The following is a 26,312-nucleotide window of genomic DNA, read 5'->3' on the forward strand; positions in this document are numbered from 1 at the left end:
GCACATGGCTACGAACGCGATCGACCAGACCCGCAGGATGCTGTCCCTGGTGACCTATCTGCGCGAACGACCGGGGGCCCGCGTCGGCGATGTCGCCAGGGCGTTCGGGATCAGCGAGGACGAGCTGATCTCCGATCTGGACGTGCTCCCCATGTGCGGGACGAGTTTCCGTGGTGGCGACCTGCTCGACATCGACACCGACGGCGAGTCCATCTGGTGGCACAACCCCGACGATGTCGCCGAGCCGCTGCGGCTTGCCGCCGACGAGGCGACCGCTCTGCTGGTGGCGGCCCGCGCCGTCGCCACCCTCCCCGGCCTGCGGGAGGGCGACCGGCAGGCCCTGCTGCGCGCCACCGCGAAGCTGGAGGCCGCGGCCGGCGAGGCGGCGGGAGCCAGCTCCCGGCTGTCGGTGACCTTCGAATCGGAGGGCGGCGTCTTCGCGGACGTCGACCGGGCGATCTCTGAACGGCGCAGGCTGTGGCTCCGGTACTACTCACCCGCCCGGGACGAGTTGACGGAGCGTGAAGTCGACCCGATCAGGCTCTTCGCCGTGGGCCACACCTACATGGAGGCCTGGTGCTATCTCACCGAGGCCAGGCGTACTTTCCGCCTCGACCGGGTCGCCGAGATCAAGCTGCTCGACGAGACCTCGGCGCCGCCCGAGCTCGAACTGCGTGACCTCTCGGAGGGGCTGGTCCAGCCCGCCGCCGAGGACCCGGAAGTGGTGGTCGAGGTCGGGCCGGGCGGACGCTGGGTCGCCGAGTACTACCCGCACGACAGTGCCGAGGAACTCGCCGACGGCGGCCTGCGGATCACCCTGCGTACACCGGATCCGACGTCGCTGCGCCGGCTTGCGCTGCGGCTCGGCGGGGAGGGACGCATCGTCTCACCGCAGGGTCTCGCGCAGAGCGCACAGCGTGCGGCGCGCGAGGCGCTGGCGGCGTACGACGGGCAGGAGCAAGGGGAGTTGCTGTGAAGATGTCCGTCATGCCCGGTGCTCCGGCCCAGCTGGACCCGGCCGTCTTCAAGGCGGCCTGCCCGGACTGCAGAAGCCGTTTCGAGCTGGCCGCTGATGCGTTCAGGCTGGCCATCGGCGGCAGCCGCCGGACGACCTTCTACTCCTTCACCTGTCCCGAGTGCGGCTCGTCGGTCCGTAAGCCGGCCGGCGAGCGGATCATCGAACTGCTCACCGGCGGCGGGGTCCGGACGTTGCGGCTCCACTCCACCGCCGAGACCGTCTAGGGGCGCCGCATGTTCTGGCCGATGTTCGCCATCGCTCTGGGTTTTCTCGGGATCGCGGTGCTCGGCGTGCTCGCCGTGCGGGTCTTCCTGGAGGCCCGGCGGCTGGGCAGCCAAGTGACCCGCGCCACACAGCAGATCAATACCGCTGCGGAATGCCTCGAACGCGCCGCCACCGGCCTCGCCCGAAGCGGCGAAACCTTGCGATAGGACCGACATCTCCTGTGCGGTCGCGTTCAGCGGTACGCTGCTGGTCGCGGGCCCGGGTGGAGGCGCGGGCTGCAATGGGAGTATGCGCGGGCATTGCCAGGCATTTACTCCTACGGGTTACGATCGCTGTCAGCATGACGACCGGACGCCTGTCCGATCGGACCGGCAGTCCCACCCCAGCCGCCTCGGTGAGAAGGTACAACTTATGTTCGGAAGGCTCGGCGCACCCGAGATCATCCTGATCCTCGTCGTTATCGTCCTGCTGTTCGGCGCTAAGAAGCTTCCGGACATGGCCCGTTCGCTGGGCAAGTCCGCCCGTATCCTCAAGAGCGAGGCGAAGGCGATGAAGTCGGACGGCCACACCCCCTCCGACCCGCCGCAGGACACCACCGCATCGTCCGAAGTTCCGCGTACGATCCAGGCTGCCCCGGGGGACGTGACCAGCGCACGCCCGGTGAGCGAGCCGTCGGATTCCACCAAGCGCTGACAACCGGGCCGGAGCGGGCACCGCGGACAGCGGCTGCCCGCCGCACGAGATGAGGACGTGGGTTGCTCGTGTCTGCCCGCAAACAGGACAAGGATGCCGAGGGGCGCATGCCCCTCGTGGAGCACCTGCGCGAGCTGCGTAACCGGCTTGCCAAGGGGTTGCTGGCGATCGTGGTGGTCACGATCATCGCTGCCTTCTTCTACAACCAGATCATCGAGTTCTTCACCAAGCCGGTGCTGCAGTCCGTCGGATGCGGCTCGTCATACTCCGCACTGGCCAAGCTCCCCAAGAACAGCACCTGTGCACACATCTACATAGACGGTCTGCTGACGCCCTTCACGCTCGCGCTGAAGGTGTCGCTGATGGCGGGCGTGGTCCTGGCGTCACCGGTCTGGCTCTATCAGCTGTGGGCCTTCATGGCGCCCGGGCTGCACAAGAACGAGAAGAAGTACGCGCTGTCGTTCGTCGGTGCCGGTTTCCCGCTGTTCCTCGGCGGCGCCTTCTTCGCGTACGAGGTCATGCCGACCACGGCCAGGGTCCTGATCGGCTTCACGCCGGGCGGCATCGAGAACCTGCTGAGGGTCGACGAACTGCTCGACCTGATCGTTCGCATGGTGGTCGTCTTCGGCCTCGCCTTCGAGATGCCGCTGCTGCTGGTGATGCTGAACTTCGGCGGAGTGATCACCGGCAAGCGGATGCTCGGCTGGTGGCGCGCCATGATCCTGGGCATCACCGTCTTCGCCGCCGTCGCCACGCCCAGCACCGACCCGTTGAGCATGCTCGCGCTGGCCGCACCGATCTGGGTCCTGTACTTCATCGCGACCGTCGTCTCGATGCTGAACGACCGCCGCCGCCGGATCCGCGCCGATCAGGGCCCGGACGACGACGAGGCGTCCGACCTCGATCTCACCCCCGAGGACATCGAGGACATCGAAGAGATCGAAACCGTTCCGGCCACCCGGGTTCCCGAGCAGGGCGGCGGTGACGCGGACGGTTCCCAGCCGACCAAGCTGAACGGATACGACGACGTCACCTGATCCGGCCCGTCCCCGGGGCACCGGCAGGATCACCCATTCCCACCGCGGGACGCGGCCGGGGCGCGTACACCGCGCAACCGGCCGCTTCGGCGTTACGGGATAAAGATCAGCTGAGTGTCGGAGGCGGCAGGTAGGCTCGTTGACAAGATGACCGAGGACCTTTCGCCCGCTGAGCGATACGCAGCCGCCCGCGTCCGTGCTGCTGAGGAGGCCACCGAGCTGGCCCCCTTCCGTGGTATGTACGACTTCGAGCTCGATCCCTTCCAGATCGAGGCGTGCCAGGCGCTGGAGGCCGGCAAGGGTGTGCTCGTCGCGGCACCCACCGGCTCCGGCAAGACGATCGTCGGCGAATTCGCCGTGCACCTGGCCCTGCAACAGGGCCGCAAATGCTTTTACACCACCCCCATCAAGGCACTCTCCAACCAGAAGTACGCGGACCTGGTGAAGCGTTACGGCGCCGAGAAGGTCGGCCTGCTGACCGGGGACAACAGTGTGAACGCCGGTGCCCCGGTGGTCGTCATGACCACCGAGGTGCTGCGGAACATGCTGTATGCGGGCTCGCAGGCACTGCTGGGGCTCGGCTATGTGGTGATGGACGAGGTGCACTACCTCTCGGACCGCTTCCGTGGCGCCGTCTGGGAGGAAGTGATCATCCACCTGCCCCAATCGGTGACCCTGGTGTCGCTCTCCGCGACGGTGTCCAACGCCGAGGAGTTCGGTGACTGGCTGGACACCGTCCGCGGTGACACCGAGGTGATCGTCTCCGAGCACCGGCCGGTGCCGCTGTGGCAGCACGTGCTGGCCGGACGCCGGATGTACGACCTCTTCGAGGAATCGACCGACCACGGCGGCCGGGGCGGCAGCAGGCGCGAGGTCAACCCCGATCTGCTGCGGATGGCCCGGCAGGAGAACCAGAACACCTACAATCCGCGCGACCGCAGGCGCGGCAGGATGGTGCGCGAGGCGGACCGGGAGCGGGAGCGCCGGTCGCGCAGCCGCGTCTGGACGCCCAGCAGGGCCGAGGTCATCGCCAGGCTCGATGCCGAGGGGCTGCTCCCGGCGATCACCTTCATCTTCAGCCGGGCCGGCTGCGAGGCCGCCGTGCAGCAGTGTCTCTACGCGGGCCTGCGGCTCAATCCGGAGGACGCGCGGCAGACCGTCCGCGACATCGTCGAGGAGCGCACCGCCTCCATCCCCCGCGAGGATCTGCACGTCCTCGGGTACTACGAGTGGCTGGAGGGCCTGGAGCGGGGCATCGCCGCGCACCACGCCGGGATGCTGCCGACCTTCAAGGAGGTCGTCGAGGAACTGTTCGTACGCGGTCTGGTCAAGGCCGTGTTCGCCACCGAGACGCTGGCCCTGGGCATCAACATGCCTGCCCGTTCCGTGGTGCTGGAGAAGCTGGTCAAGTGGAACGGCGAACAGCACGCCGACATCACGCCCGGCGAGTACACCCAGCTGACCGGCCGGGCCGGGCGGCGCGGCATCGACGTCGAGGGCCACGCGGTGGTGCTCTGGCAGCGCGCCATGGACCCGGGAGCGCTGGCCGGCCTCGCCGGTACCCGCACCTATCCACTGCGCTCCAGCTTCCGGCCCTCGTACAACATGGCGGTCAACCTCGTGCAGCAGTTCGGGCGGCACCGCTCGCGGGAACTGCTCGAGACGTCCTTCGCACAGTTCCAGGCGGACAAGTCGGTCGTCGGCATCGCCAAGCAGGTGCAGAAGAACGAGGAAGGGATCGCCGGCTACCGGGAGGGCATGACCTGCCACCTGGGCGACTTCGAGGAGTACGCGCGGCTGCGCCGCGACCTCAAGGACCGCGAGACGGAACTGGCCAAGCAGGGCGCCGCCCAGCGCCGGGTCGCCGCTGCCGACTCGCTCGAGAGGCTGAAGCCCGGTGACGTGATCCACGTGCCGACCGGCAAGTTCGCCGGTCTCGCCCTGGTGCTGGACCCGGGACTGCCGGCCGGGCGGGCCAACGGATACCGCGGCTTCGAGATGCACGACGGGCCACGGCCGCTGGTGCTGACCGCCGAACGGCAGGTCAAACGGCTGGCCTCGATCGACTTCCCGGTGCCGGTCGAGCCGCTGGACCGGATGCGGATCCCGAAGTCCTTCAACGCCCGCTCCCCGCAGTCGAGGCGGGACCTGGCCTCCGCGCTCCGCACCAAGGCGGGGCACATCGTGCCCGAGCGGCACCGCAAGCAGCGGGCCGCCGCTGCCGACGACCGGGAGATCGCCCGGCTGCGGACGGAGCTGCGCGCTCACCCCTGCCACGGCTGCGACGAGCGCGAGGACCACGCGCGCTGGGCCGAGCGGTACCACCGGCTGCAGCGCGACACCCGGCAACTGGAGCGCCGGATCGAGGGCCGGACGAACACCATCGCCCGTACTTTCGACCGGATCTACGCCCTGCTGACGGAACTGGACTATCTGCGCGGCGACAAGGCGACCGAGCACGGCAAGCGTCTCGCCCGGCTCTACGGCGAGTTGGACCTGCTGGCCTCGGAGTGTCTGCGGGCCGGCGTCTGGGAAGGCCTCAACCCCGCGGAACTCGCCGCATGTGTCTCCGCACTGGTCTTCGAAGCCCGCCAGGCGGACGACGCGGTGACGCCCAAGGTGCCGTCGGGCAAGGCGAAGGACGCACTGGGCGAGATGATCCACATCTGGGGCAGGCTCGATGCCCTCGAGGAGGATTTCAAGATCAATCAGACCGAGGGCGTCGGCCAGCGTGAGCCCGACCTCGGCTTCGCCTGGGCGGCGTACCAGTGGGCGTCGGGCCGGGGCCTGGACGACGTGCTGCGCGATGCCGAGATGCCGGCGGGCGACTTCGTCCGCTGGTGCAAGCAGGTCATCGACGTGCTCGGCCAGATCGCGGCGGCCGCGCCGGGCGAGGGCAGCACCGTCACGAAGAACGCCCGCAAGGCGATCGACGCGGTGCGCCGGGGCGTGGTGGCCTACAGTTCGGTCGGCTGACCGCCGGATCGTCGCGGCGGCGGCGCGGTCACCCGCGCCGCTGCCACAGCGTCACCCGTTCCCCGAAGCCCATTCCTGGTACGCGGTCCATGCCTGCAGTGTCCGGCCGCTCTCGAAGCGGTGCCGGACGCCGGTCACCGGGTCGGTGAACTCCAGCAGCCGGGACAGCAGTTGCAACGGCCGGCGGAAGTCGTCCGGTGCCGGGTCGGTGACCACCGGGTGGAACGGATCGCCGAGCAGCGGGATCCCCAGCGTGTTCATATGTACCCGCAGTTGGTGGGTGCGGCCGGTGAGCGGCGTCAGACGGTAGCGGCCGAGACCGTCCCGGTGCTCCGCCAACTCGACCAGCGTCTCGCTGTTCGGCTCGCCCGGCGTCTCGAAGGCCGCCACGATTCCCGGGACTTTCTCGATCCGGCTGCGGACGGTGCGCGGCAGTCCCAGCCCGGGACGGTAGGGGGCGACGGCCTCGTACTCCTTGCGCACCTGCCGGTCGCGGAACAGCGTCTGATACGCGCCGCGCTCCTCGGCGCGTACGCAGAACAGCACCAGACCCGCCGTGAGCCGGTCAAGACGGTGTGCGGGGCTCAGCCGGGGCAGTTCGAGATCCCGCCGGAGCCGCGCCAGGGCGGTCTCCGTGACGTGACTGCCGCGAGGCGTGGTGGCGAGAAAATGGGGCTTGTCGACCACCACTATGTGCTCGTCGCGATACCGCACGTCCATGGCGAACGGCACCGGCACCTCATCCGGCAAGTCCCGGTGGAACCAGACCGAGGCGCCCGGAGCGTACGGGGCGTCAGTGGCGACCGGACCGTCCGCCGCGACGAACTCACCGTTGCGCAGCATTCTGTCCACCACCTCGTCAGCGACCGGCAGCCGCTCCACCAGGTGGTCGCGCAGGGTGGCCCACGTGCCCTCGACCGGCAGCCTCAGGCGGACCGGGTCGATGCCGCGGCGCTGCGGCAGGGGAGCAGGAGGGCGGGGTCTCTTGCGTCTCATCGTGCTCAAGGGTACGAGCGCCGAACACGTCAGGGCCGCCACGCGCGGTGCGCGCGGCGGCCCGCAGTGACGAAGTCCGAACCCGGGCAGGCGCGTTACTTCGGCATCAGCACCGTGTCGACGATGTAGACCGTCGCGTTGGCCGTGGGGACGTTGCCGCAGACGACGTTCGAGTTGTCATTGACCTGGTAGGAGGTGCCGGAGCCGGACGTGGTGATCTTGCCCTTCTCCAAGGTGGTGTACGAGCCGTTCTCGAGCTGCTTCGGGGTGAGCTTCTGGCCCACCACGTGGTAGGTGAGGATCTTGGTCAGCATGGCCTTGTCGTTGAGGACCTTGTCCAGGGTGGCCTTCGGGATCTTGTTGAAGGCGTCATTCGTCGGGGCGAAGACGGTGATGTTCTGGGCGTTGTTGAGCGTGTCGACCAGGCCTGCCTTCTTGACCGCGCTGACCAGAGTGGACAGCGCCGGGTTGTGCGAAGCGGCGGTCGCCACCGGGTCCTTGGCCATGCCGTCGAAGCTGCCCGCGCCGTCCTTCGGCACCGCCGCGCAGCCGGGGCCGAACGGCTTGCTGGTGTCCATGGCGTTGGTCGTTTTGCTCTTGCCCGGGGCAGCGGCCGGCGTCGACTTGGCCGAGTCGGACTTGGAGCTGTCGTTGGAGCACGCGGCGAGGGCCAGCGGCAGGACGACCGCACCCACGACGGCGACGGCGAGTCGGGGGGAGCGGGTGATCTTCATGACGTTCTCCTTGGAAGGGTTGCTCGGAGGGGGCACCACCCAGCGCTGGCCGGGCACTCACGATGGCTATTCGGCCCCGCACCCCATCCGGATTGGTCCGTCATCCGAATGAGTGAGAACTGCTTGCGTGTCAGGCCGGAAGGTTGATCAGCGCGAGCGGATCGGTGGTCGGCGAGGCGGAGCCCCCCGCCGGTTCCACCGTGATCCCCACCCCCCGGGCCTTTTTCACCGCGCCCTCGAGCAGGACGCCGGCCGAGGGGGCCGAGGATTTCAGCAGACCGGCCGACCGCATGGTGCCGTCATCGTTGAACCAGAGCTGGTAGACCTTGCCGCTCGGTGGCTTCGGCAGGCCGGAGGCCAGGAAGGCCGCCTTGTTCCTGCTGTGCGAGACCACCACCGTGCCGGTCGCCCCGTCCGTCAGTTTCCCGGAGGTGATCCGGGCATCGGGGGCCGCCAGTACCGCGGCGAGCGCCGCTGCCTGCTGCTGGGAACGCTGGGCGCCGGCCCTCGCGTCGTTCGCCTCCTGGTGCTGCCATACCGCGATGCCGCCGAAGCCCACGGCCGCGGCGAGGCAGGCGGCCAGAGCGAACCGGGACAGCGTGCGTCCCCGCCGTCCCGTTCCGACGCGCGGCTGGTGCGCGACCAGGGGCGGTTCCTGGCGTTCGGTGGCGATTCTGCGCAGCACCTCTGCCTTGAGCGCCGGGGGAGGGGTCACCGTCATGGTCAGTCCGAGCCGTGCCGCGGTGGCGAGCAGTTCGCGTACTTCCTGGGTGCAGGCCGGGCAGTCCCGAAGATGCTGCTCGAACTCGGCTCGCTCCTCCGGCTCCAGCGCGTGCAGCGCGTACGCGCCGGTGAGCGTGTGCAGATCCGCTGTCATCATGCGCTGACCCCCAGGCAGTCGCGCATCCGGATGAGACCGTCGCGCAGTCGAGTCTTGATGGTGCCGAGCGGCACGGAGAGGAGCTCAGCCACTTCCCGGTAGGCGAGCCCCCGGTAGTAGGCGAGGGTCACCGATTCGCGCTGTACTTCCGTCAGGGCGCGCAGACAGCGCCGTACCTGCTCCCATTCGATGCGGGCCTCCACCTGCTCGATGACCTCGTCGAACGCGGGCGTCCGGTCCAGCAGCGCGGCCTTCTGCTCGCGGTCCGCGGCTGCCTGGGCCGAACGCACCCGGTCCACCGCCCTGCGGTGGGCGAGCATCAGGACCCAATTCATGGCGGATCCCCGGTCGGGCCGGAAACGGGCCGCACTGCGCCAGACCTCCAGGAGAACCTCCTGGGCGACCTCCTCCGACTGCGCGGGATCCCGCAGCACCGCACGGACCAGGCCGAGCACGGGACCGGACACCGCGTCGTACAGCTTCGAGAACGCTTCCTGGTCGCCCCGGGCGACCAGGGCCATCAGTTCCTGCAGATCAGGTCCTGGCGAGGCGGCTCCGCTGATGTGCACGGCTTCTTTCACGCGGCGTTCCTCCACGGTGCGGGGCGGTTGCGTACAGGTCTCCGAGAGTCATTCGGAGCCGAGGACCCCGCGGATTGCTCGGACCGTCCGCCTTCCACAGTTTCTTGCGCATGGCCAGTCCCTTTTCGCACGGCCAGTCTCTTGCGCGTCGCCCGATCCACCGTGGCGCGGCCGCCGCAGGCGCCAGGAAGCCCCCGAACGCGTCGCGTCCGGGGGCTTCCGTCCCGCTGATGGGAACCGCCGCTCAGGCAGCCTGCTCCTGCTCCGCCTCCACCTGGGCGTTCCACTCGCGCTTGGTGGCCCGCCAGGCCTCGTCGGTCTGGCCGAGCCGCCAGTATCCGGAGATCGACAGCTGCTCGCGGGCGATCCCGCGGTCCAGCCGCAGATGGCGCCGCAGTTCCTTCACGCAGCCGGCCTCGCCGTGCACGAAGGCGCAGACATCGCCGGTGGGAAAGTCCAGCTCGCGCACCGCGTCGATCAGTGCCTCGCCCGCCGGGCGGTCAGCACGGTGCAACCAGTTGACGGCGGCACCGGCGGGCGCCGCGATCTTCTGCTCCTCGGCAGGTCCGGACACCTCGATGAAGGCATGCACGACCGCGTCCGCCGGCATCCGCTCCAGCGCCGCGGCGATCGCGGGCAGTGCGCTCTCGTCGCCCGCCAGCAGGTGCCAGTCGGCCGAGGGTTCCGGCGCGTACCCCCCGCCGGGGCCGAGGAACCGCACCGTCTCGCCGGGCTTGACCGCGGCGGCCCAGGGGCCCGCGAGGCCTTCGTCGCCGTGCACCACGAAGTCCACGGTCAGCTCCCGCTGCACCGGGTCCCAGGCTCGTACCGTGTAGGTCCGGGTGACCGGCCACTGATCGCGCGGCAGTTCCTCGCGGATCCGGGCCATGTCGAACGGCTCGGGATAGTTCACGCCCTCGGGGGCGAACAGCACCTTGATGTAGTGGTCGGTGAACTCCGACGCGTCGAACGTCTCCAGCCCTGCACCCCCCAGCACCAGACGCACCATGTGCGGCGTGATCCGCTCGGTGCGGATCACCTGCGCCGCACGGGCCTGCGGTGTCCTGCGGGCTGATTGTTCTGCCACAAACGGCTCCCTGGGTTTCTAGTTCTTAGGTTCCCCTAAGTTAGCACCCGGGGGTCTGCAGCGCGGAGAGCAGCCGTTGCAGCGAACCACCCAGCCCCCACCGGGCGGCGAGCTCGTCGAGGGCGGCCGGATGACGCGGTTCGCTGGGCAGCGCGGGGTCGAACGGCGGCAGCGGCACGTCCGACGCCACGCGTACGACCTGCGGGGCCACCGCCAGGTAGGGGCGGGCCTCATACAGCTTCTTGCGCTGCGAGGGCGTCAGTTTGGACGCGGGGTTCAGCACCGCCGCCATGATCCCGGCCAGATCGCCGAACGTCTCCAGCAGCCTGGCCGCCGTCTTCTCGCCGATACCGGGGACTCCCGGCAGGCCGTCGCTGGGGTCGCCCCGCAGCAGCGCGAGGTCCACGTAGCCGCGCCCGTCCACTCCGTACTTCTCGCGCAGTGCCGCCTCGTCGGTGATCTGGAGGTTCCCGACGCCCTTCACCGGGTAGAGCACCCGGGCCTCCCGGGCGTCGTCCACCAGCTGATAGAGATCGCGGTCGCCGGTCACGATGTCCACCGGCCCGGTGGACTGCCCGGCGAGGGTACCGATCACGTCGTCCGCCTCGTACCCCGCGACGCCGACGCGGGCGATGCCGACGGCGTCCAGTACCTGTTCGATCACCGGCACCTGGGGGGCCAGGGTGTCCGGCGTCTCCTCGACGTCCGGCCCGGCCGCCGTCTCCTGCGCGACACGGTGTGCTTTGTAGGAGGGGATCAGGTCCACTCGCCACTGCGGGCGCCAGTCGGCGTCCATGCAGGCGACCAGATCGTCCGGGTGGTGGTCCTGGACCAGCCGGGCGATGAAGTCGAGCAGGCCGCGCACCGCGTTGACGGGGGTGCCGTCCGGGGCGCGGACCGAATCGGGAACCCCGTAATAGGCCCGGAAATAGAGGGAAGCAGTGTCGAGGAGCATCAGGCGTCGGGTCACGGATCCGATGATGCCGTACCGCACTGACAGCCGACCGTAACCGAGCGCTGCCGGAAGTGAGCTGGGTCACTGTTCCGTTTGGCCTGCATAAAGCTGGGCAGGCGCCGCCACGGAGCGGAACCAGTAGCAGATTCAACTATTGCGAGGGTGCAGCGGACAGGACCCGCCGCCGCTCCACGACCTGTCGACACGGGGGTGACGGGTCGTTCTCGTTTCAACGCGTGAGGTATATGTGTCCAGGCTACAAGCCGACCGCTTGTACAAAGTGTTCGGCAGACGACCCGATGAAGCCGTGCGGAAGCTCGAAAGCGGCACCGGCCGTGATGAGTTGCGCGGTGAGGGGACGACTGCCGCGGTGATCGACGCGTCGTTCACCGTCGAGCCGGGGCACATCTTCGTCGTCATGGGCCTCTCCGGGTCCGGCAAGTCCACCCTGCTGCGGATGCTCAACGGGCTGCTGGAGCCGACGTCCGGCCGGGTGCTGTTCGACGGTGAGGACCTCACCGCACTGAGCGACCGCGAGTTGCGAGCCGTTCGTTCCCGGAAGATCAGCATGGTCTTCCAGCACTTCGCGCTGTTTCCGCACCGCAGTGTCCTGGAGAACGCCGGTTACGGTCTGGAGGTCCAGGGCGTGCCGCGCGCGGAGCGGGAGAAGCGGGCCGCCGAGGCCCTGGAGCTGACGGGTCTGGCCGGCTGGGAGAAGTCCTGGCCCGACGAGCTGTCCGGCGGTATGCAGCAGCGGGTGGGTCTCGCCCGTGCGCTGGCGACCGACGCGGACCTGCTGCTGATGGACGAGTCCTTCAGCGCGCTCGACCCGCTGATCCGCCGTGACATGCAGGACCAGCTGCTCGAACTGCAGAAGCGGCTGAAGAAGACCATCGTCTTCATCACCCACGACCTCAACGAGGCCATGCGGCTCGGCGACAGCATCGCCGTCATGCGCGACGGCGAGATCGTCCAGCAGGGCACTGCGGAGGACATCCTCATCACGCCGGCCAACGACTATGTCGCGTCCTTCACCAAGGACGTGGACCGCACCCGGGTCCTCACCGCCGCATCGATGATGACCGACCCCGACCGCCCCGACGCGGACAGCTGCGGCTGCGAGACGGTGACCCCCGACACCGGCTTCGCCGACCTGTGCGCCGTGAGCGCGCGGGTACCGCACGCGGTGGCGGTCAAGGACACCAAGGGAAAACTGGTCGGCGTGGTGCCCCAGTCCCGTCTCATAGGCTTCCTCGGCGAATACGCCGAAGCCCCCCTGGCCTGCGACGCAGCCCCTGACAACAAGGCGGTCGCCAGTGCCTAGGCTCCATTTCGGCGACTGGGTCGAAAGCGTCGTTCACTGGCTGCAGAACCACGTCACCTGGCTGTTCGACTTCATCAGCAGTGTCCTCACGGGTATGTACAACGGCGTGAACGCGGTACTCGGCGGCGCCGAACCTCTTCTCATGGCGGGCATCTTCGCGGTGCTCGCCTTCTGGCTGCGGGGTCTGCTGCCGGCCGTGCTCACCTTCGTGGGCTTCGCGCTGGTCGACTCCTTCTCGCTCTGGGACGAGGCGATGGCCACGCTGTCGCTGGTGGTCGTCGCCGCGGTCATCACCATCGTCATCGCGGTTCCGACGGGTATCTGGGCCGCGCGCAACGCGAAGGTCAGCGCCGCGGTCCGTCCGGTGCTCGACGTCATGCAGACGATGCCTGCCTTCGTCTACCTCATCCCGGGCGTCATGTTCTTCGGCGTCGGGGTGACCCCCGGCGTGATCGCCACGATCGTCTTCGCGATGCCCCCGGGCGTACGGATGACGGAACTCGGCATCCGTCAGGTCGACGGAGAGCTGGTCGAGGCGGCCAAGGCCTTCGGCACCAGCCCGCGCGACACGCTGACCCGGGTGCAGCTGCCGCTGGCGCTCCCGACGATCATGGCGGGTGTCAACCAGGTCATCATGCTGGCGCTGTCCATGGTGGTCATCGGCGGTATGGCAGGTGCGGGCGGTCTCGGCGCCGAGGTCTACGGCGCGATCACCCAGCTGCAGGTCGGGCTCGCCGCGGAGAGCGGTGTGGCCGTGGTCATCCTCGCGATGTACCTGGACCGGATGACGGGGGCACTCAACCAGCGGGTCTCCCCGCTGGGCCGCAGGGCCGCCGCCAAGGCCGCTGCCGTCGCCCAGCGATGGAGCCTGGCGCACTACCGGCCCGGCACCACGGTGGCCGTGGTCGGCGTGGTGATTCTCGGGCTCGTCGCGGGTGGCATGAACCTCGGATCGAGCAGCTCCGACTCCGGCAAGGGCGCTTCCCAGGCGGCCGGGGACATCGGCAAGGGCAAGAAGATCAACATGGGCTACATCCCCTGGGACGAGGGCATCGCCTCGACGTTCCTGTGGAAGGAGCTCCTGGAGCAGCGCGGCTACCGGACCGACGTCCAGCAGCTCGATGCCGGCCCGCTCTACTCCGGTATCGCCCGTGGCGACATCGACTTCCAGACCGACGCCTGGTTGCCGACGACCCACAAGGACTACTGGAACAAGTACAAGTCGCAGCTGGACGACCTCGGCTCCTGGTACGGGCCGACCTCGCTCGAGCTGACCGTGCCCTCGTACGTGAAGGGCATCAAGTCCCTCGCGGACCTGAAGGGCAAGGGCAAGGAGTTCAACGGCAAGATCATCGGCATTGAGCCGAGCGCCGGGATGATGGGGACGCTGAACAAGAGCGTCCTGAAGGCGTACGGGCTCCAGGGCGAGTACAAGGTCGTCGCGTCGAGCACCTCCTCGATGCTGGCCCAGCTGGACCGCTCCATCAAGAAGCACGAGCCCGTGGTGGTCACGCTGTGGTCGCCGCACTGGGCGTACGGCAAGTACGACCTGACGAAGCTCAAGGACCCGAAGGGCGCCTGGGGCAAGGGCGACCTGCTGCACACCGTGGCGCACAAGGGCTTCGCCAAGAAGGACCCGACGGTCGCCAAGTGGCTGAAGGACTTCAAGCTCACCGAGAAGCAGCTGAACAGCCTGGAGAACGCCATCCAGGCGGCCGGTGACAAGCACGAGCAGGACGGCGTGCGCGCCTGGCTCAAGAAGAACCCCGGCGTTCTCGACAAGCTCGCCCCCGTTCCGGGCGGGGCGGGCGCGCCTCAGCAGGGCAAGGGCGCGGGAAAGTCCGTCAACCTGGGATTCTTCCCCTGGGACGAGGCCATTGCCAGCACATACCTGTGGCAGAACATCCTCGAGGACCGCGGCTACAAGCCGAAGGTCTCGCAGCTCGACCCGGGGCCGCTGTACACCGCGCTGGCGCAAGGCCAGATGGATGTGCAGTTCGATTCCTGGTTGCCCACGACGCACAAGCAATATTGGGACAGATACAAGGACAAACTCACTGATATCGGCTCCTGGTACGGGCCGACGTCACTGGAGTTGTCGGTTCCGTCGTATGTGAAGGGCATCAAGTCCCTCGCGGACCTGAAGGGCAAGGGCAAGGAGTTCAACGGCAAGATCATCGGCATTGAGTCCAGCGCCGGTGAGATGGGCCTGCTCAACAAGAAGGTGCTGAAGGCCTACGGGCTCCAGGGTGAGTACAAGGTCGTCTCATCCAGTACCTCCTCGATGCTGGCCCAGCTGGACCGCTCCATCAAGAAGCACGAGCCGGTGATCGTCGTGCTGTGGTCGCCGCACTGGGCGTACGGCAAGTACGACCTGACGAAGCTCAAGGACCCGAAGGGCGCCTGGGGCAAGAGCGACTCCATCCACACCGTCGCGCACAAGGGCTTCGACAAGGACTTCCCGGAGTTCAACGGCTGGCTGAAGAACTTCAAGCTCAGCGAGGACCAGCTCAACTCGCTGGAAGTGGAAATCCAGAAGGGCGGTCCGGGCCACGAGAAGCAGTCGGCCCGCACCTGGCTGAACGCCCACCCGGAGATGGAGGACCAGCTGGCGCCCGTCGGCAGCTGATCCGTCGTCCCTCCCGCACGGATCCCTCCCGCAAGGGGTGGACAGCGCTTCCGGGCGCTGTCCACCCCTTGCGGCTTCTTGCGCGGCCGTCGGATGTGACGGGAGAGCCCAGCCGTGGGCGCCGAAGCTGCGTAAGGTGCTTGCAGCAGACCCAATCGACGACCCAGTGAGGGGAGGGCGACCGTCAGTGGACACCGACGAGAAGGAACCGCTCCGGGTGGGCACGGCCGTGCGCAGGCGCCGGCGGGCCCTCGGCCTCACCCTGGCCAAGGTGTCGGCCCGCAGTGGTCTCTCCGTGCCCTTCCTCAGCCAGGTCGAGAACGAGCGGGCCCGCCCCAGCGCACGCTCCCTCCAGCGGCTCGCCGACGCTCTGGAGACCACGGCGGCGGAGCTGCTCGCCGCGTCGCAGGCGGCCCGCACGGTGCAGGTCGTACGCGCGGCGACTGCCACCGACGGCGGGCCGGGCCCCGGCCACGCGCCGGGCGACGGCCTGACGTCCTCGCGACCGGCGATCCGTCGGCTGCTGCAGGGAGGGCATCAGCTGCAGGCCGTGGAATTCACCGGGGAGCAGGAAACCGGCAGCGAGTTCCAGCACCGCAATGACGAGCTGATGTATGTCGCCGAGGGCACCGCCGAAGTGGAGGCCGAGGGCCGGGCATACCGGCTGGAGCGCGGTGACACGCTGTTTCTGTCCGGCGGCGTGCGCCACCGCTGGCGCGCCACCGCGCCCGACACCCGGCTCGTCGTCGTAGCGGTCGCCGACCATGTCGAGGCGGCCGTGGACCAGCACCGCCGCTGAGCGACGCCCGGAGGCCGGCCCGGTCCTGCGCCGGCCCGGTCCCGCGCCCGGGCGGCTCAGGACGCGGCCAGCACCAGCGCGGCCATGACCCGCTCGTCCTGCCCCGCCTCCGGATGCCACTGGACACCGAGCACCCACTCGTCGCCGGGAAGCTCGACCGCCTCGATGGTGCCGTCGGCCGCGTGCGCCGAGGCCACCAGACCGTGCCCCAGACGTCCCACGCACTGGTGGTGGTACGTCGGCACGCCCGTCGGGCCCGGCGCGATCGCCGCGTACCGGGTGCCGGGGACCGGCTCCACCGGGTGCTCACCGAACACGCCGACCCCCCCGGTGTGCCCGTCCAGATGCTGCACGAGCGTGCCGCCGAGCGCCACATTGAGCAGCTGCATGCCACGGCAGATCCCCAGCAGCGGTGTCCCGGCCGCCAACGCAGCCTCGATCAGGGCGAGTTCCCAGGCATCACGCTCCCGGGCCGGTGGGCCGCACCGCGGGTCGGGCTGCGCGCCGTACCGCGCCGGCTGGACATCGGGTCCGCCGGCGATCACCAGCCCGTCGAGTCTGGCCACCAGCTCCGCCGCCACCTCCGGCGCGTCGGGCGGAAGCATCGCGGCGACCCCGCCCGCCGCCCGGACCAGGCGGGGATAGCCGGCCGGCAACAGCGCGGCGGGCAGATCCCAGACGCCCCACCGCGCGGAGGTCTCCAGATAGGTGCTCAACCCGATCAGCGGACGACGATGCGGCACGGGCACTCCTCGGGGACGCGGCACGCGAAATCAACCGCACCGTATCCAAATCCGCCGCGCAGAGCCTACGTTTGGATCATCTTCCGCCCGTGAGGAGAGGATCCGCCTGTGCCTGTCCGTACACCCGCGCTCGCCGTCGAGGAGCTGCGTACACGCGTCGCGAGCGGTGAGATCGACACCGTGGTCCTCGCCTTCCCCGACATGCAGGGCCGGCTGCAGGGCAAACGGTTCGCCGCCTCCTTCTTTCTCGACGAAGTTCTCGAGCACGGCACCGAGGGCTGCAACTACCTCCTCGCCGTCGACACCGAGATGAACACCGTCGACGGCTATGAGACGGCCTCCTGGGATCGCGGATACGGCGACTTCGCCATGCACCCCGACGTGAGCACGCTCCGCCGCATCCGCTGGCACGACGGCACCGCCCTGCTCATCGCCGACCTCGCAGGCGAAGACGGTTCGCCCGTCCCGGTGGCGCCCCGGCAAATCCTCCGCCGGCAGCTCGACCGTCTCGCCGAACACGGACTGACCGCCCACGTCGGCACCGAGCTCGAATTCATCGTCTTCAAGGACACCTACGAGCAGGCCTGGGACCGTGACTACCGCGACCTGACTCCGGCCAACCAGTACAACATCGACTACTCGGTCCTCGGCACCGGCCGGATCGAGCCGCTGCTGCGCCGCATCCGCAACGAGATGGCCGCGGCCGGACTGACGGTCGAGTCGGCGAAGGGCGAATGCAATCCCGGCCAGCACGAGATCGTCTTCCGCTACGACGAGGCACTGGTCACCTGCGATCAGCACGCCATCTACAAGACCGGAGCCAAGGAGATCGCCTCCCAGGAGGGCGTCTCGCTCACCTTCATGGCGAAGTACAACGAGCGCGAGGGCAATTCCTGCCACATCCACCTCTCCCTGCAGGACGAGCAGGGCCACAGCGTCATGGCAGACGCGCAACCCGGCGGGATGTCGCAGCTGATGCGCTACTTCCTGGCCGGGCAACTGGCAGCGCTCCGGGAGTTCTCCCTGCTGTACGCGCCCAACATCAACTCTTACAAGCGCTTTCAGCGGGGCTCGTTCGCGCCGACCGCGGTGGCTTGGGGACGCGACAACCGCACCTGCGCGCTGCGGGTCGTCGGCCACGGCAGCTCGCTGCGCTTCGAGAACCGGCTGCCCGGCGGCGACGTCAATCCGTACCTCGCGGTGGCCGGCCTGATCGCCGCCGGGCTGTACGGCATCGAGCACCGGCTCGACCTCCCCGACCCGTGCGAAGGCAACGCCTACGACGCCGGTTACGAACAGGTGCCCAGCACACTGCGTGAAGCCGCCGATCTCTGGGAAAGCAGCTCAGTGGCCCGGGAAGCCTTCGGTCAGGAGGTCGTCGCCCACTACCGCAACATGGCGCGCGTCGAACTGCGCGCCTTCGATGCCGCGGTCACCGACTGGGAACTGCGCCGAGGCTTCGAACGACTCTGAACTCCGAACGACTGTGAGATCAGAACGACTGTGAGCTCCGAACGAGTGCTTCGCGCGACCGTAAGGATGGCAGTGCATCACCAATCCGTACTCAACCCGGCCACCGGCGAGGTCATCGCCACTGTCCCGGGCACCACAGCCGACCAGGTGGACACCGCGGTGGCGGCCGCGGCCACCGCGCAACGCCGATGGGCCGCCGCAGCGCCCGCCGACCGCGCACGGCTGCTGCGGCGCTTCGCCGCGGCGGTCGACGAACACCGCGAGGAACTGGCCGCACTCGAGGTCCGCGAGGCCGGCCACACCATCGGCAACGCCCGCTGGGAGGCGGGCAACGTCCGCGACCTGCTCGACTACGCGGCCGGTGGAGTCGAACGACTGACCGGCCGCCAGATCCCCGTAGCCGGTGGCATCGACCTCACCCTCCTCGAACCGCTCGGTGTGGTCGGGGTGATCGCGCCGTGGAACTTCCCCCTGCCGATCGCGGCCTGGGGCACCGCGCCGGCCCTCGCCGCCGGAAACGCCGTGCTGCTCAAGCCGGCCGAGACCACCCCGCTCAGCGCGCTCCGGATCGCCGAACTCGCCCTGGACGCCGGACTGCCCGAGCATCTCTTCCAGGTGCTGCCCGGTACGGGGGACATCACCGGGAGCGCCCTGGTCGAGCATCCGGGCGTCGCGAAGATCGTCTTCACCGGCTCCACCCGGGTCGGCAAGCAGATCATGGCCCGCTGCGCGGACCGGGTGAAGCGGCTGACCCTGGAACTCGGCGGCAAGAGCCCCAATATCGTCTTCGCCGACTCGGACGTCGACGCCGCGGCGGCCGCCACCCCGATGTCCTTCCTGGACAACGCGGGCCAGGACTGCTGCGCCCGGACCCGCATTCTGGTCCAGCGTTCCGTGTACGACCGCTTCATCGGGCTGCTCGCTCCCGCGATCGCATCGGTCCGGGTCGGTGACCCCTCGGACGAGAAGACGGAGATGGGGCCGCTGATCTCGCGGAACCAGCTGGAACGCGTGCGGGCCTATGTCCCCGCTGCGGCGCCCGCCCTGCGCGGCAGCGCACCCGCCGGGCCGGGCTTCTGGTTCCCGCCGACCGTTCTCACCGAGGCGGACCCGAACTCCCCGGTCGCCACCGAAGAGGTCTTCGGCCCGGTCGCCGTGGTGCTGCCCTTCGAGGACGAGGCCGACGCGATCCGGCTGGCCAATGCCACCGACTACGGGCTTTCGGGCTCCATCTGGACCCGAGACGTGGGCCGGGCCCTGCGGGTGTCCCAAGCGGTCAGGGCCGGGAACCTCTCGGTCAACTCGCACAGCAGCGTCCGCTACTGCACCCCGTTCGGCGGCTACCGGCAGTCGGGACTCGGCCGCGAACTGGGCCCCGACGCCCTCGCCGCGTTCACCGAGACCAAGAACGTCTTCATGAGTACGGAGGCCTGATCCACCATGACCGAAGGCACCACGTCCGCAGAAGGGCCGGTCTGCCGGCGCCTGGTCGGCCGCACAGCCGTCATCACGGGCGGCGGCAGCGGCATCGGCCTCGCCGCGGCGCGCCGTCTCGCCTCGGAGGGCGCCCGGATCGTCTGCGGCGACATCGACGAACGGGCGGGCCGGGCGGCCGCGGAGGAGGTGGGCGGCACTTTCGTACGGGTCGACGTCACCGATGCCGAGCAGGTCGACGCGCTCTTCCGGACGGCGTACGACACCTATGGTTCGATCGACATCGCCTTCAACAACGCGGGCATCTCCCCGCCGGAGGACGACTCGATCCTCACCACCGGTATCGATGCCTGGCGACGCGTCCAGGACGTCAACCTCACCTCGGTCTACCTCTGCTGCAAGGCGGCCATCCCGTACATGCGGCGTCAGGGACGCGGCTCGATCATCAACACCGCCTCCTTCGTCGCGGTCATGGGCGCCGCCACCAGCCAGATCTCGTACACCGCTTCCAAGGGCGGCGTCCTTGCGATGTCCCGCGAGCTGGGCGTGCAGTTCGCCCGGGAAGGGATCCGGGTCAACGCGCTCTGCCCGGGGCCTGTCAACACCCCGCTGCTGCAGGAGCTGTTCGCCAGCGACCCGGAGCGGGCGGCGCGCCGGCTGGTGCACATCCCGGTCGGCCGGTTCGCCGAGGCGGACGAGATCGCGGCGGCGGTGGCCTTTCTCGCCAGCGACGACTCCTCGTTCGTCAACGCCACCGACTTCCTGGTGGACGGCGGTATCTCCGGGGCGTACGTGACGCCGCTCTCGTGACCGGGCCGAGTCCATCTGCCGGGCCCGGGGGCCTGCCCGGAGCGCCGAACTCTAGAGTGGCCGCATGACCCATGCGACCCCGCCCGGCTGGTACCCGGATGCCTCGCTGCCTGCCACCGAGCGGTGGTGGGACGGCACGGCCTGGACGGCGGCCACCCGTCCGCTCACCGGTGCGCCCCAGCAGTTCGGCGCACCGCAGCAGTTCGGCGCGTCGCCGCAGGTGGGTGCGTCGCCGCAGTTCGGAGGGACGCCGCAACCCGCACCGCCGCGGGCCGGCAGCGGTGTCCGGGCGGCGGTGATCGCCGCGACCGGAGTGGTCCTGGTCGCCGCGGTGGTCGTCGGTGTCGTCGTCGCGGGCCGGGATGACGGTGGCCGGAAGCCGACGATCGCGACCGGCAGTTCGTCCCCGCCCACCCCTGCGGACGCCAAGGACACCCCCACCGCCAGTGCGCCGCCGACGGACGATCCCGCGCTGCTCGTCGACCAGCTCGACGGCATCACGCTGCCGGTCCCGAACGGCTGGGAGAAGCCCGACAACACGGTCGAGGACGTCACGACCATGCGGACCAAGCACTCCTACGAGTGCCCCGGGGACACCGCGTCTTTCTGCTGGCACGGCACGGTCACCTCGCGCACCGCCACGCAGACCGACCTCACCACGGCCGAGGCCGTCGCCAAGGCGGACATCAAGGACGCAGCGAACAGCTCGTACGACAGGGACATCGTCGGAAATCTGCCCTACGACGGCATCACCTCGCACACCGAGATCAAGTCCGCGTCCGTCTCGGTCGCCGGCCGCACCGGCTACCTGATCAGGTGGCGGGTGAAAACCGGCGCTGGCCCGGGCGGTTACGTCCAGACGCTGGCCGTGCCCTCGTCGGTCGGCTCGGAGTCGATCGTCGTCGTGCGCTTCGCCTTCGACGCCGGGCCCGACGGACCACCGCTCAGCACCATGGACTCCATCACCCAGGGGATCCGCCCCATCGGTGACTCCACCAACGGCGGCGTCGGCAGCAGCATCGGCCCCTGAACGACCCGCGGGGCTACGCCCTACAGGAAGGTGTGCCCCTCGCCCCGGTAGGTCGGTACCGTCGCGCTCACCCGTTCGCCCTCGATCAGTCGCAGCGCGTCGAAGCGCTCACACAGCTCCCCGGCCTTCGCATGCCGGAACCACACCTTGTCGCCGATCAGCAGATCATCGGCGGGTGACCCGAGCAGCGGCGTCTGCACCTCGCCGGGGCCCTCCTGCGGGTCGTAGCGCAGGCCCTCGGGCAGATACGGCACGGGCAGCCGGTCCGCCCCCGCGGCCCCCGACGCGGGGTAACCGCCGCCCAGCACCGTCACCACACCGACGCCCGGACGCCGTACGACAGGCATCGCGAAGAGTGCCGCGGGACGCCCGGCGAACGAGGTGTAGTTGTCGAACAACCGCGGCACATACAGCCCGGAGCCCGCGGCGATCTCGGTCACCGCTTCCTCCGCCGCCGTGTGCTGGACACTGCCGGTGCCGCCACCGTTGACGAATTCCAGCTCCGGAACCACCGCCCGGACGGCACGAACCACCGCGGCGCGCCGCGCGGCCAGTTCCCGGCGAGCCGCCGTCTGCATCAGCCGGACCGCCGCCGAGCGCACCGGACGCCCGGCGACCGAATCGCCGACACCGGCCACATGGCCTTCGTACGCCATCAGGCCGACCAGCCGGAAGCCCGGGCGACGCGCCACCGACCTGGCCAGCTCAGCGAGTTGAGCGGGATCGCGCAAGGGGGAGCGGAGCGCCCCGATGCGGATCCGTCCGCCGAGCAGCCGCAGCGAGGTGTCCAGCTCCAGACAGACCCGGATCTCCTCGCGGCCGCCCTCCCGCGCGCCGTCGATCAGCGCCAGCTGGGCCGGGTCGTCGACCATCACGGTCACCGACGCGGCGAGCTTGGGGTCGGACGCCAGTTGCGCGTAGCCGGCGCGGTCGGCCGACGGGTAGGCGAGCAGGACGTCCTCGAAACCCGAACGGGCCAGCCACAGCGACTCGGCGAGGGTGAACGACATCAGCCCGGCGAAGCCGTTCCGCTCCAGCACCCGTTCCAACAGGGCGCGGCAGCGTACGGATTTGCTGGCCACCCGGATCGGCTTGCCCGCCGCGCGACGGACCAGATCGTCGGCGTTGGCGTCGAAGGCTTCGAGATCAACGATCGCCAACGGAGCGTCGAGGGCGGCGGTGGCTCGGTCGTACCGGGTCCGGTCAGCAGCACGGGGCGTCATGAGCGAAGCCTGCCAGACATGATTACCGGAGGGTAGGGGGACGTTCTGGGCAGATACCCCGGGCGTACCGTGCAGTTCCCGCAGGCCCGCCGCCAGCCCGTAGAGTGACGGACGGGCCCGCATCGGAAGGCGAACAGGCGGCGCCACGCGAGCGGACCGCCGGCACCACGTCCGGCCGGACGTACGCGGACGCAAAGGCGTACGCACAGACAGACGCACAGCCGGACGCACAGGGGGGCGGATGAGTACCGAGGCGCGACGTGCCCCGTTCCCGTCCTTTCCGCCGCGCCCCGCGGAGCCGCCGCCACGGACGGTCGCTGAACCACCCGCCGACGCCGCGGACACCACGGCGGTCACGGGAGCCGCGGGCGAGAGCTCCGTCGAGACGACCACCCGACTGCGGCCCATAGTCGAGCCACCGCGCCTCGATCCGCGCACCGAGGATCCGGCCACCGACAAGTCGCGCGCCGATGAAGCGCCCGACGACGAGCCAGGGCAGCCGCCCACCGCGCGCCCCCCGGGTGAACCGCCCACCCGCGAAGCGCGATCCGCCGCCGACCCCACCGCCGGGTACCTCGCGCCGCCGCGCATACCGCCCCGCCCGGCGACGCCGCCGCCCACCCGCCGCAGGCCCGTCGGCGCGGTCGATCTCACACCGCGCCCCGGCGCGGGCCCTCCCACCGTCTACGCACCGCCGCGCCCGGGCTTCCCCGAGACCCCTTCGGAGACCACCACCCGACTCCGCCCGGTCGCCGCCCGCCACCCCGGCAGGGCAGCGGCCGTCGCGGCGTGCGTGGTGCTGGGACTCGGGCTCATCGGTGGCGCGGTCGCCGGAAGCGTGCTCAGCGGCGAAGCCGGGGCGGCCGACCCCCGTGCCGGATTCGCCACCGAACGCGGCCTCTGGCACAGCCTTCCGGTCGACACCCTCTTTCCGCGCACCCTCCAGGGCACCGGTGCGGGCCCCGGCGGCGCGGACCGGACCTGGACCCGACTGGGGGTGGCACCCGATTCCACCTGCCGCGGGAAACTGGACCCGTTGCTGCTCAAGGCGCTCGAACCGGTCGGCTGCGTCCGGCTGTTGCGGGCCACCTACACGGATGCGACCAGCAGTAACGTGACCACGGTCGGGATGGTCTTCACCGAGGCGGACCCGGCGGCCATGACCGCGCTGCACGCCCGGTTCACCACCGAGAAGCTCGGCGAACGCACCGATCTGCTGCCCGGCACCTACCCGGTGAAGTCCACCGTCGCGGCCGGCTTCGGCAACCAGCAGCGCGCGAGCTGGACGATCAGCGTCCTCACCGACGCTCCGGTCGTGGTGTACGCGGTCTCCGGCTTCGCCGACGGACGCAAGGTCACCGAGCCGCAGCCGGCCGCGCAGGCGATGCAGCCCTCCGGAACGACCGCCGCCGCCCAGGCGGGGCTCGGGCACGAGGCGAAGGGCATCGAGGAGCGAGTCGAACGCGCACTGCGGAAGAACGCCGCCACAGCCACGGAGCAGCCCGGATGAGACGCCGAGGACCGATCGCACTGGCGTCCGCCATGGCCGCGGCAGCCTGCGCCGTGCTGCCGGCCGTCCCCGCCCACGCCGACTCCATCCGCGCGCAGGAATGGGCGTTGGAATCCATGCACGCCCCCCAGGCCTGGCGTACCACCCAGGGCAAGGGTGTCACGGTCGCCGTGCTGGACACCGGAGTCGACAACACCAACCCCGATCTCGCCGGACAGGTGCTCACGGGCAAGGACTTCATCGGCTTCGGCGCCCGGCGCGGTGACCGCTCCTGGGCCCGCCACGGCACCGCGATGGCCGGCATCATCGCCGGTCACGGCCACGGGCCGGGCCATGAGGACGGCATCATGGGGATCGCGCCGGAAGCCAGGATCCTGCCGGTCCGGGTGATCCTCGAGGGCAGCGACCCGGCCATCAAGAAGGCCCACGCCTCCCGGGGCGACGCCCTCGCCGACGGCATCCGGTGGGCGGCCGACCATGGTGCCGACGTCATCAACCTGTCGCTCGGCGACGACAGCGCCTCCGCCCACCCCGAGCCCACCCAGGACTCGGCGATCCAGTACGCGCTGGCCAAGGGCGTGGTGGTCGTCGTGTCGGCCGGCAACAAGGGGGAGGACGGCGACCCCGTCTCCTACCCGGCCGCCTATCCCGGTGTGATCGCGGTGACCGCAGTCGACCGGTACGGCACCCATGCTTCCTTCTCGACCCGCCACTGGTACGCGACGGTCAGCGCCCCCGGCGACGACGTGGTGATAGCCGATCCCGACCACAAGTACTACCTGGGCTGGGGCACCAGCGCGGCGTCCGCCTTCGTCTCCGGCGCCGTCGCGCTGGTCCGCGCGGCGTACCCGGACCTGACCCCGGTCCAGATCAGGAAGCTGCTCACCGACACGGCCCGCAACGCTCCCCAGGGCGGCCGTGACGACGCCCGTGGCTACGGCATCGTCGATACGGCGGCCGCGCTGAAGGCGGCGGCGAAACTCACGCCCGCGAACGTCCGTACGGAGGCCACGGCATACGGGCAGAAGTACTTCGGCCCCGGCCCCGATGCGCGGTCCGGCAGCGGCGGACCGGCCGGCTGGCTGGTCCCGCTGGCGGGCGCCACCGGCGTGCTGGTGCTGGTCGGTGGCGCGGTGCTGTGGCGGGGCGGGCGCAGCGCCGGCACGACGGGCGGGCGGGGAGCCGGCTTCAGCCGGTACCGGCGAGCGCTGTGACGGCGGCCCGTGCCGCGTCCTCGACCTTCGAGATGCCGGCCGCCATGGTGGCGTGGCCGTCGGAGAGCACAGCGATCAGGTAGACGCGGCCGTTCGCGGTCACCCGGCCGATGCTGTTGATGTCCCACAGCGACGTGGCGCTTCGCGGGAGCCAGCCGTTCTTCAGCGCACAGCTGCTGCCGGCCGCCGAGACGCCCCACCGCTGATCGGCCTCCACCCGGCTCATCAGACCCGTGAGGTAACCGCGGGAGGCCGCGCTGAGCGGGGACACACCGCCGGCCCGCGAGCCCGTACCGAACACCGCCGTCAGCAGCGTCAGCTGATCCCGGGCGGTGGTCTGCGTCAGCCCCCACTCGCCGTTCTCGCCGCCCGTGGTCCCGGTGAGCCCGAGCCGTCGTCCGCCCGCGTTCAGTCCCTTCGCACCGCCGATCGTGTTCCACAGCGCGGTGGCCGAAGCGTTGTCGCTGTGCTCGATCATGGCCGTGGCGTACGTCTTCTCCCGCGCGGTGAGCGGCCGACCCGCGTCCTGCGCCTGGAGCAGCAGGGTGGCGAGGATGCCGACCTTCACGATGCTTGCGGTGTCGTAAGCGCGCTGACCGTACGCCGCGGTCGCCCCGCTCTTCGTGTCGAGCACCGCGGCCGACAGCGACGCGTCCCCGGCCACCGGCTCCAGCGCCGCGGCCAGCATCGCGTCGAGATCCACGGTGGCCTCCTCGCTCGGGGCGGAATCGGCGGGGGACCCGGTGGCGGGCGCCGACGCCGACGATACGGGTGAGCTCATCGCGGTGGGCACGGCCGAGTAGGTGCAGCCGGTCAGCAGCAGGGCGAGCGAGGCCGCCGCGCATATCCGGGGTCTGGGTGCGCTCATGGTCGGGACCGTAGGAAGCGCGCCTGGGTGCGCACTGTGCACGAGCTGAACGTGCGGTGAGAACGAGCCCCGG

General features: G+C 70.0%; 24 protein-coding genes. 15 read left to right on the forward strand and 9 right to left on the reverse strand.

The annotated features are described in order from the left end of the window. Window positions 1-4: 4 nt before the first annotated feature. From AB0436_RS24655 to AB0436_RS24680, 6 genes are all read left to right on the forward strand, one after another. A complete protein-coding gene (locus tag AB0436_RS24655) occupies window positions 5-976 on the forward strand; it encodes a WYL domain-containing protein (protein ID WP_366470106.1) in 972 nt (323 codons plus the stop codon). 11 nt (window positions 977-987) lie between these two features. Beyond that, entirely contained in the window at window positions 988-1,242 is a 255-nt protein-coding gene (locus AB0436_RS24660) for a hypothetical protein (protein ID WP_366470107.1), read from the forward strand. A gap of 9 nt (window positions 1,243-1,251) precedes the next feature. Then, window positions 1,252-1,449, forward strand: a complete 198-nt coding sequence (locus tag AB0436_RS24665; protein WP_366470108.1) for a hypothetical protein — start codon at window positions 1,252-1,254, stop codon at window positions 1,447-1,449. A gap of 205 nt (window positions 1,450-1,654) precedes the next feature. Continuing rightward, window positions 1,655-1,936: a Sec-independent protein translocase subunit TatA gene (gene tatA, locus AB0436_RS24670; RefSeq protein ID WP_366470109.1), complete on the forward strand. Its 282-nt coding sequence runs from the start codon at window positions 1,655-1,657 to the stop codon at window positions 1,934-1,936. A 62-nt stretch (window positions 1,937-1,998) separates the two neighbouring features. After that, complete coding sequence (tatC, locus tag AB0436_RS24675) at window positions 1,999-2,973, forward strand: twin-arginine translocase subunit TatC (protein ID WP_366470110.1); 975 nt, start codon at window positions 1,999-2,001, stop codon at window positions 2,971-2,973. Between the two features lie 147 nt (window positions 2,974-3,120). Continuing rightward, window positions 3,121-5,949, forward strand: a complete 2,829-nt coding sequence (locus AB0436_RS24680; protein ID WP_366470112.1) for a DEAD/DEAH box helicase — start codon at window positions 3,121-3,123, stop codon at window positions 5,947-5,949. Window positions 5,950-6,000: 51 nt separating this feature from the next. On the opposite strand, the gene AB0436_RS24685 is transcribed toward AB0436_RS24680, so the two are convergent. The 6 genes from AB0436_RS24685 to AB0436_RS24710 form a co-directional block, all read right to left on the reverse strand. Continuing rightward, window positions 6,001-6,945: an RluA family pseudouridine synthase gene (locus tag AB0436_RS24685; RefSeq protein ID WP_366470113.1), complete on the reverse strand. Its 945-nt coding sequence runs from the start codon at window positions 6,943-6,945 to the stop codon at window positions 6,001-6,003. A 95-nt stretch (window positions 6,946-7,040) separates the two neighbouring features. Further along, window positions 7,041-7,679: a fasciclin domain-containing protein gene (locus AB0436_RS24690; RefSeq protein ID WP_366470114.1), complete on the reverse strand. Its 639-nt coding sequence runs from the start codon at window positions 7,677-7,679 to the stop codon at window positions 7,041-7,043. 130 nt (window positions 7,680-7,809) lie between these two features. Then, the gene (locus AB0436_RS24695) at window positions 7,810-8,559 is read right to left on the reverse strand and encodes an anti-sigma factor (RefSeq protein WP_366470115.1); all 750 of its coding nucleotides are present in this window, start codon (window positions 8,557-8,559) and stop codon (window positions 7,810-7,812) included. Beyond that, entirely contained in the window at window positions 8,556-9,140 is a 585-nt protein-coding gene (locus tag AB0436_RS24700; RefSeq protein WP_366470116.1) for a sigma-70 family RNA polymerase sigma factor, read from the reverse strand. Before AB0436_RS24700 ends, AB0436_RS24695 begins: the two co-directional genes overlap by 4 nt. Window positions 9,141-9,384: 244 nt before the next feature. Next, window positions 9,385-10,227: a siderophore-interacting protein gene (locus AB0436_RS24705; protein WP_366470117.1), complete on the reverse strand. Its 843-nt coding sequence runs from the start codon at window positions 10,225-10,227 to the stop codon at window positions 9,385-9,387. A 40-nt stretch (window positions 10,228-10,267) separates the two neighbouring features. Next, complete coding sequence (locus AB0436_RS24710; RefSeq protein ID WP_366470304.1) at window positions 10,268-11,182, reverse strand: 5'-3' exonuclease; 915 nt, start codon at window positions 11,180-11,182, stop codon at window positions 10,268-10,270. A 247-nt stretch (window positions 11,183-11,429) separates the two neighbouring features. Here AB0436_RS24710 and AB0436_RS24715 point away from each other — a divergent pair, with 247 nt between their 5' ends. The 3 genes from AB0436_RS24715 (at window position 11,430) to AB0436_RS24725 (ending at window position 15,934) form a co-directional block, all read left to right on the forward strand. Continuing rightward, window positions 11,430-12,506, forward strand: a complete 1,077-nt coding sequence (locus AB0436_RS24715) for a glycine betaine/L-proline ABC transporter ATP-binding protein (RefSeq protein ID WP_366470118.1) — start codon at window positions 11,430-11,432, stop codon at window positions 12,504-12,506. Continuing rightward, window positions 12,499-15,135: an ABC transporter permease/substrate binding protein gene (locus AB0436_RS24720; protein ID WP_366470119.1), complete on the forward strand. Its 2,637-nt coding sequence runs from the start codon at window positions 12,499-12,501 to the stop codon at window positions 15,133-15,135. The genes AB0436_RS24715 and AB0436_RS24720 overlap by 8 nt, the downstream gene beginning before the upstream one ends. 187 nt (window positions 15,136-15,322) lie before the next feature. Continuing rightward, window positions 15,323-15,934: an XRE family transcriptional regulator gene (locus AB0436_RS24725; protein ID WP_366470120.1), complete on the forward strand. Its 612-nt coding sequence runs from the start codon at window positions 15,323-15,325 to the stop codon at window positions 15,932-15,934. Between the two features lie 56 nt (window positions 15,935-15,990). Here AB0436_RS24725 and AB0436_RS24730 read toward each other — a convergent pair whose 3' ends face one another. Next, window positions 15,991-16,677 (reverse strand): gamma-glutamyl-gamma-aminobutyrate hydrolase family protein, encoded by a 687-nt coding sequence (locus tag AB0436_RS24730; protein ID WP_366470121.1) that lies wholly within the window; start codon window positions 16,675-16,677, stop codon window positions 15,991-15,993. Window positions 16,678-16,785: 108 nt separating this feature from the next. Between AB0436_RS24730 and AB0436_RS24735 the strand changes: the two genes are divergently transcribed. From AB0436_RS24735 to AB0436_RS24750, 4 genes are all read left to right on the forward strand, one after another. Beyond that, window positions 16,786-18,150 (forward strand): glutamine synthetase family protein, encoded by a 1,365-nt coding sequence (locus AB0436_RS24735; RefSeq protein WP_366470122.1) that lies wholly within the window; start codon window positions 16,786-16,788, stop codon window positions 18,148-18,150. 66 nt (window positions 18,151-18,216) lie between these two features. Beyond that, window positions 18,217-19,584, forward strand: coding sequence for an aldehyde dehydrogenase family protein (locus AB0436_RS24740; RefSeq protein ID WP_366470123.1), 1,368 nt, complete (start codon window positions 18,217-18,219; stop codon window positions 19,582-19,584). A 6-nt stretch (window positions 19,585-19,590) separates the two neighbouring features. Beyond that, window positions 19,591-20,394 carry a 3-oxoacyl-ACP reductase gene (locus tag AB0436_RS24745; protein WP_366470124.1) on the forward strand — a complete coding sequence of 268 codons (804 nt, stop codon included), beginning with the start codon at window positions 19,591-19,593 and terminating at the stop codon, window positions 20,392-20,394. A 64-nt stretch (window positions 20,395-20,458) separates the two neighbouring features. Continuing rightward, window positions 20,459-21,424 (forward strand): DUF2510 domain-containing protein, encoded by a 966-nt coding sequence (locus AB0436_RS24750; RefSeq protein ID WP_366470125.1) that lies wholly within the window; start codon window positions 20,459-20,461, stop codon window positions 21,422-21,424. A 20-nt stretch (window positions 21,425-21,444) separates the two neighbouring features. Here AB0436_RS24750 and AB0436_RS24755 read toward each other — a convergent pair whose 3' ends face one another. Then, window positions 21,445-22,647 carry an amino acid deaminase/aldolase gene (locus AB0436_RS24755; RefSeq protein WP_366470126.1) on the reverse strand — a complete coding sequence of 401 codons (1,203 nt, stop codon included), beginning with the start codon at window positions 22,645-22,647 and terminating at the stop codon, window positions 21,445-21,447. Window positions 22,648-22,888: 241 nt separating this feature from the next. Here AB0436_RS24755 and AB0436_RS24760 point away from each other — a divergent pair, with 241 nt between their 5' ends. Together AB0436_RS24760 and mycP are read left to right on the forward strand one after the other, a co-directional pair. Further along, window positions 22,889-24,157 carry a hypothetical protein gene (locus tag AB0436_RS24760; RefSeq protein WP_366470127.1) on the forward strand — a complete coding sequence of 423 codons (1,269 nt, stop codon included), beginning with the start codon at window positions 22,889-22,891 and terminating at the stop codon, window positions 24,155-24,157. Continuing rightward, window positions 24,154-25,371 (forward strand): type VII secretion-associated serine protease mycosin, encoded by a 1,218-nt coding sequence (mycP, locus tag AB0436_RS24765; protein WP_366470128.1) that lies wholly within the window; start codon window positions 24,154-24,156, stop codon window positions 25,369-25,371. Before AB0436_RS24760 ends, mycP begins: the two co-directional genes overlap by 4 nt. Here mycP and AB0436_RS24770 read toward each other — a convergent pair. Continuing rightward, window positions 25,346-26,239: a serine hydrolase gene (locus tag AB0436_RS24770; protein WP_366470129.1), complete on the reverse strand. Its 894-nt coding sequence runs from the start codon at window positions 26,237-26,239 to the stop codon at window positions 25,346-25,348. The genes mycP and AB0436_RS24770 overlap by 26 nt on opposite strands. Window positions 26,240-26,312: the final 73 nt, after the last annotated feature.

Origin of the sequence: Streptomyces sp. NPDC051322, assembly GCF_040689485.1 — a bacterium.
Lineage (GTDB): Bacteria > Actinomycetota > Actinomycetes > Streptomycetales > Streptomycetaceae > Streptomyces.

What these genes read in the sequence shown, in the direction of transcription:
- AB0436_RS24655 (WP_366470106.1), top strand. Translation starts at nt 5, where the DNA reads ATGGCTACGAACGCGATCGACCAGACCCGCAGGATGCTGTCCCTGGTG.
- AB0436_RS24660 (WP_366470107.1), top strand. Translation starts at nt 988, where the DNA reads ATGCCCGGTGCTCCGGCCCAGCTGGACCCGGCCGTCTTCAAGGCGGCC.
- AB0436_RS24665 (WP_366470108.1), top strand. Translation starts at nt 1,252, where the DNA reads ATGTTCTGGCCGATGTTCGCCATCGCTCTGGGTTTTCTCGGGATCGCG.
- tatA (WP_366470109.1), top strand. Translation starts at nt 1,655, where the DNA reads ATGTTCGGAAGGCTCGGCGCACCCGAGATCATCCTGATCCTCGTCGTT.
- AB0436_RS24680 (WP_366470112.1), top strand. Translation starts at nt 3,121, where the DNA reads ATGACCGAGGACCTTTCGCCCGCTGAGCGATACGCAGCCGCCCGCGTC.
- AB0436_RS24685 (WP_366470113.1), bottom strand. Translation starts at nt 6,945, where the DNA reads ATGAGACGCAAGAGACCCCGCCCTCCTGCTCCCCTGCCGCAGCGCCGC.
- AB0436_RS24690 (WP_366470114.1), bottom strand. Translation starts at nt 7,679, where the DNA reads ATGAAGATCACCCGCTCCCCCCGACTCGCCGTCGCCGTCGTGGGTGCG.
- AB0436_RS24695 (WP_366470115.1), bottom strand. Translation starts at nt 8,559, where the DNA reads ATGATGACAGCGGATCTGCACACGCTCACCGGCGCGTACGCGCTGCAC.
- AB0436_RS24710 (WP_366470304.1), bottom strand. Translation starts at nt 11,182, where the DNA reads ATGCTCCTCGACACTGCTTCCCTCTATTTCCGGGCCTATTACGGGGTT.
- AB0436_RS24740 (WP_366470123.1), top strand. Translation starts at nt 18,217, where the DNA reads ATGGCAGTGCATCACCAATCCGTACTCAACCCGGCCACCGGCGAGGTC.
- AB0436_RS24745 (WP_366470124.1), top strand. Translation starts at nt 19,591, where the DNA reads ATGACCGAAGGCACCACGTCCGCAGAAGGGCCGGTCTGCCGGCGCCTG.
- AB0436_RS24750 (WP_366470125.1), top strand. Translation starts at nt 20,459, where the DNA reads ATGACCCATGCGACCCCGCCCGGCTGGTACCCGGATGCCTCGCTGCCT.
- AB0436_RS24755 (WP_366470126.1), bottom strand. Translation starts at nt 22,647, where the DNA reads ATGACGCCCCGTGCTGCTGACCGGACCCGGTACGACCGAGCCACCGCC.
- AB0436_RS24760 (WP_366470127.1), top strand. Translation starts at nt 22,889, where the DNA reads ATGAGTACCGAGGCGCGACGTGCCCCGTTCCCGTCCTTTCCGCCGCGC.
- mycP (WP_366470128.1), top strand. Translation starts at nt 24,154, where the DNA reads ATGAGACGCCGAGGACCGATCGCACTGGCGTCCGCCATGGCCGCGGCA.
- AB0436_RS24770 (WP_366470129.1), bottom strand. Translation starts at nt 26,239, where the DNA reads ATGAGCGCACCCAGACCCCGGATATGCGCGGCGGCCTCGCTCGCCCTG.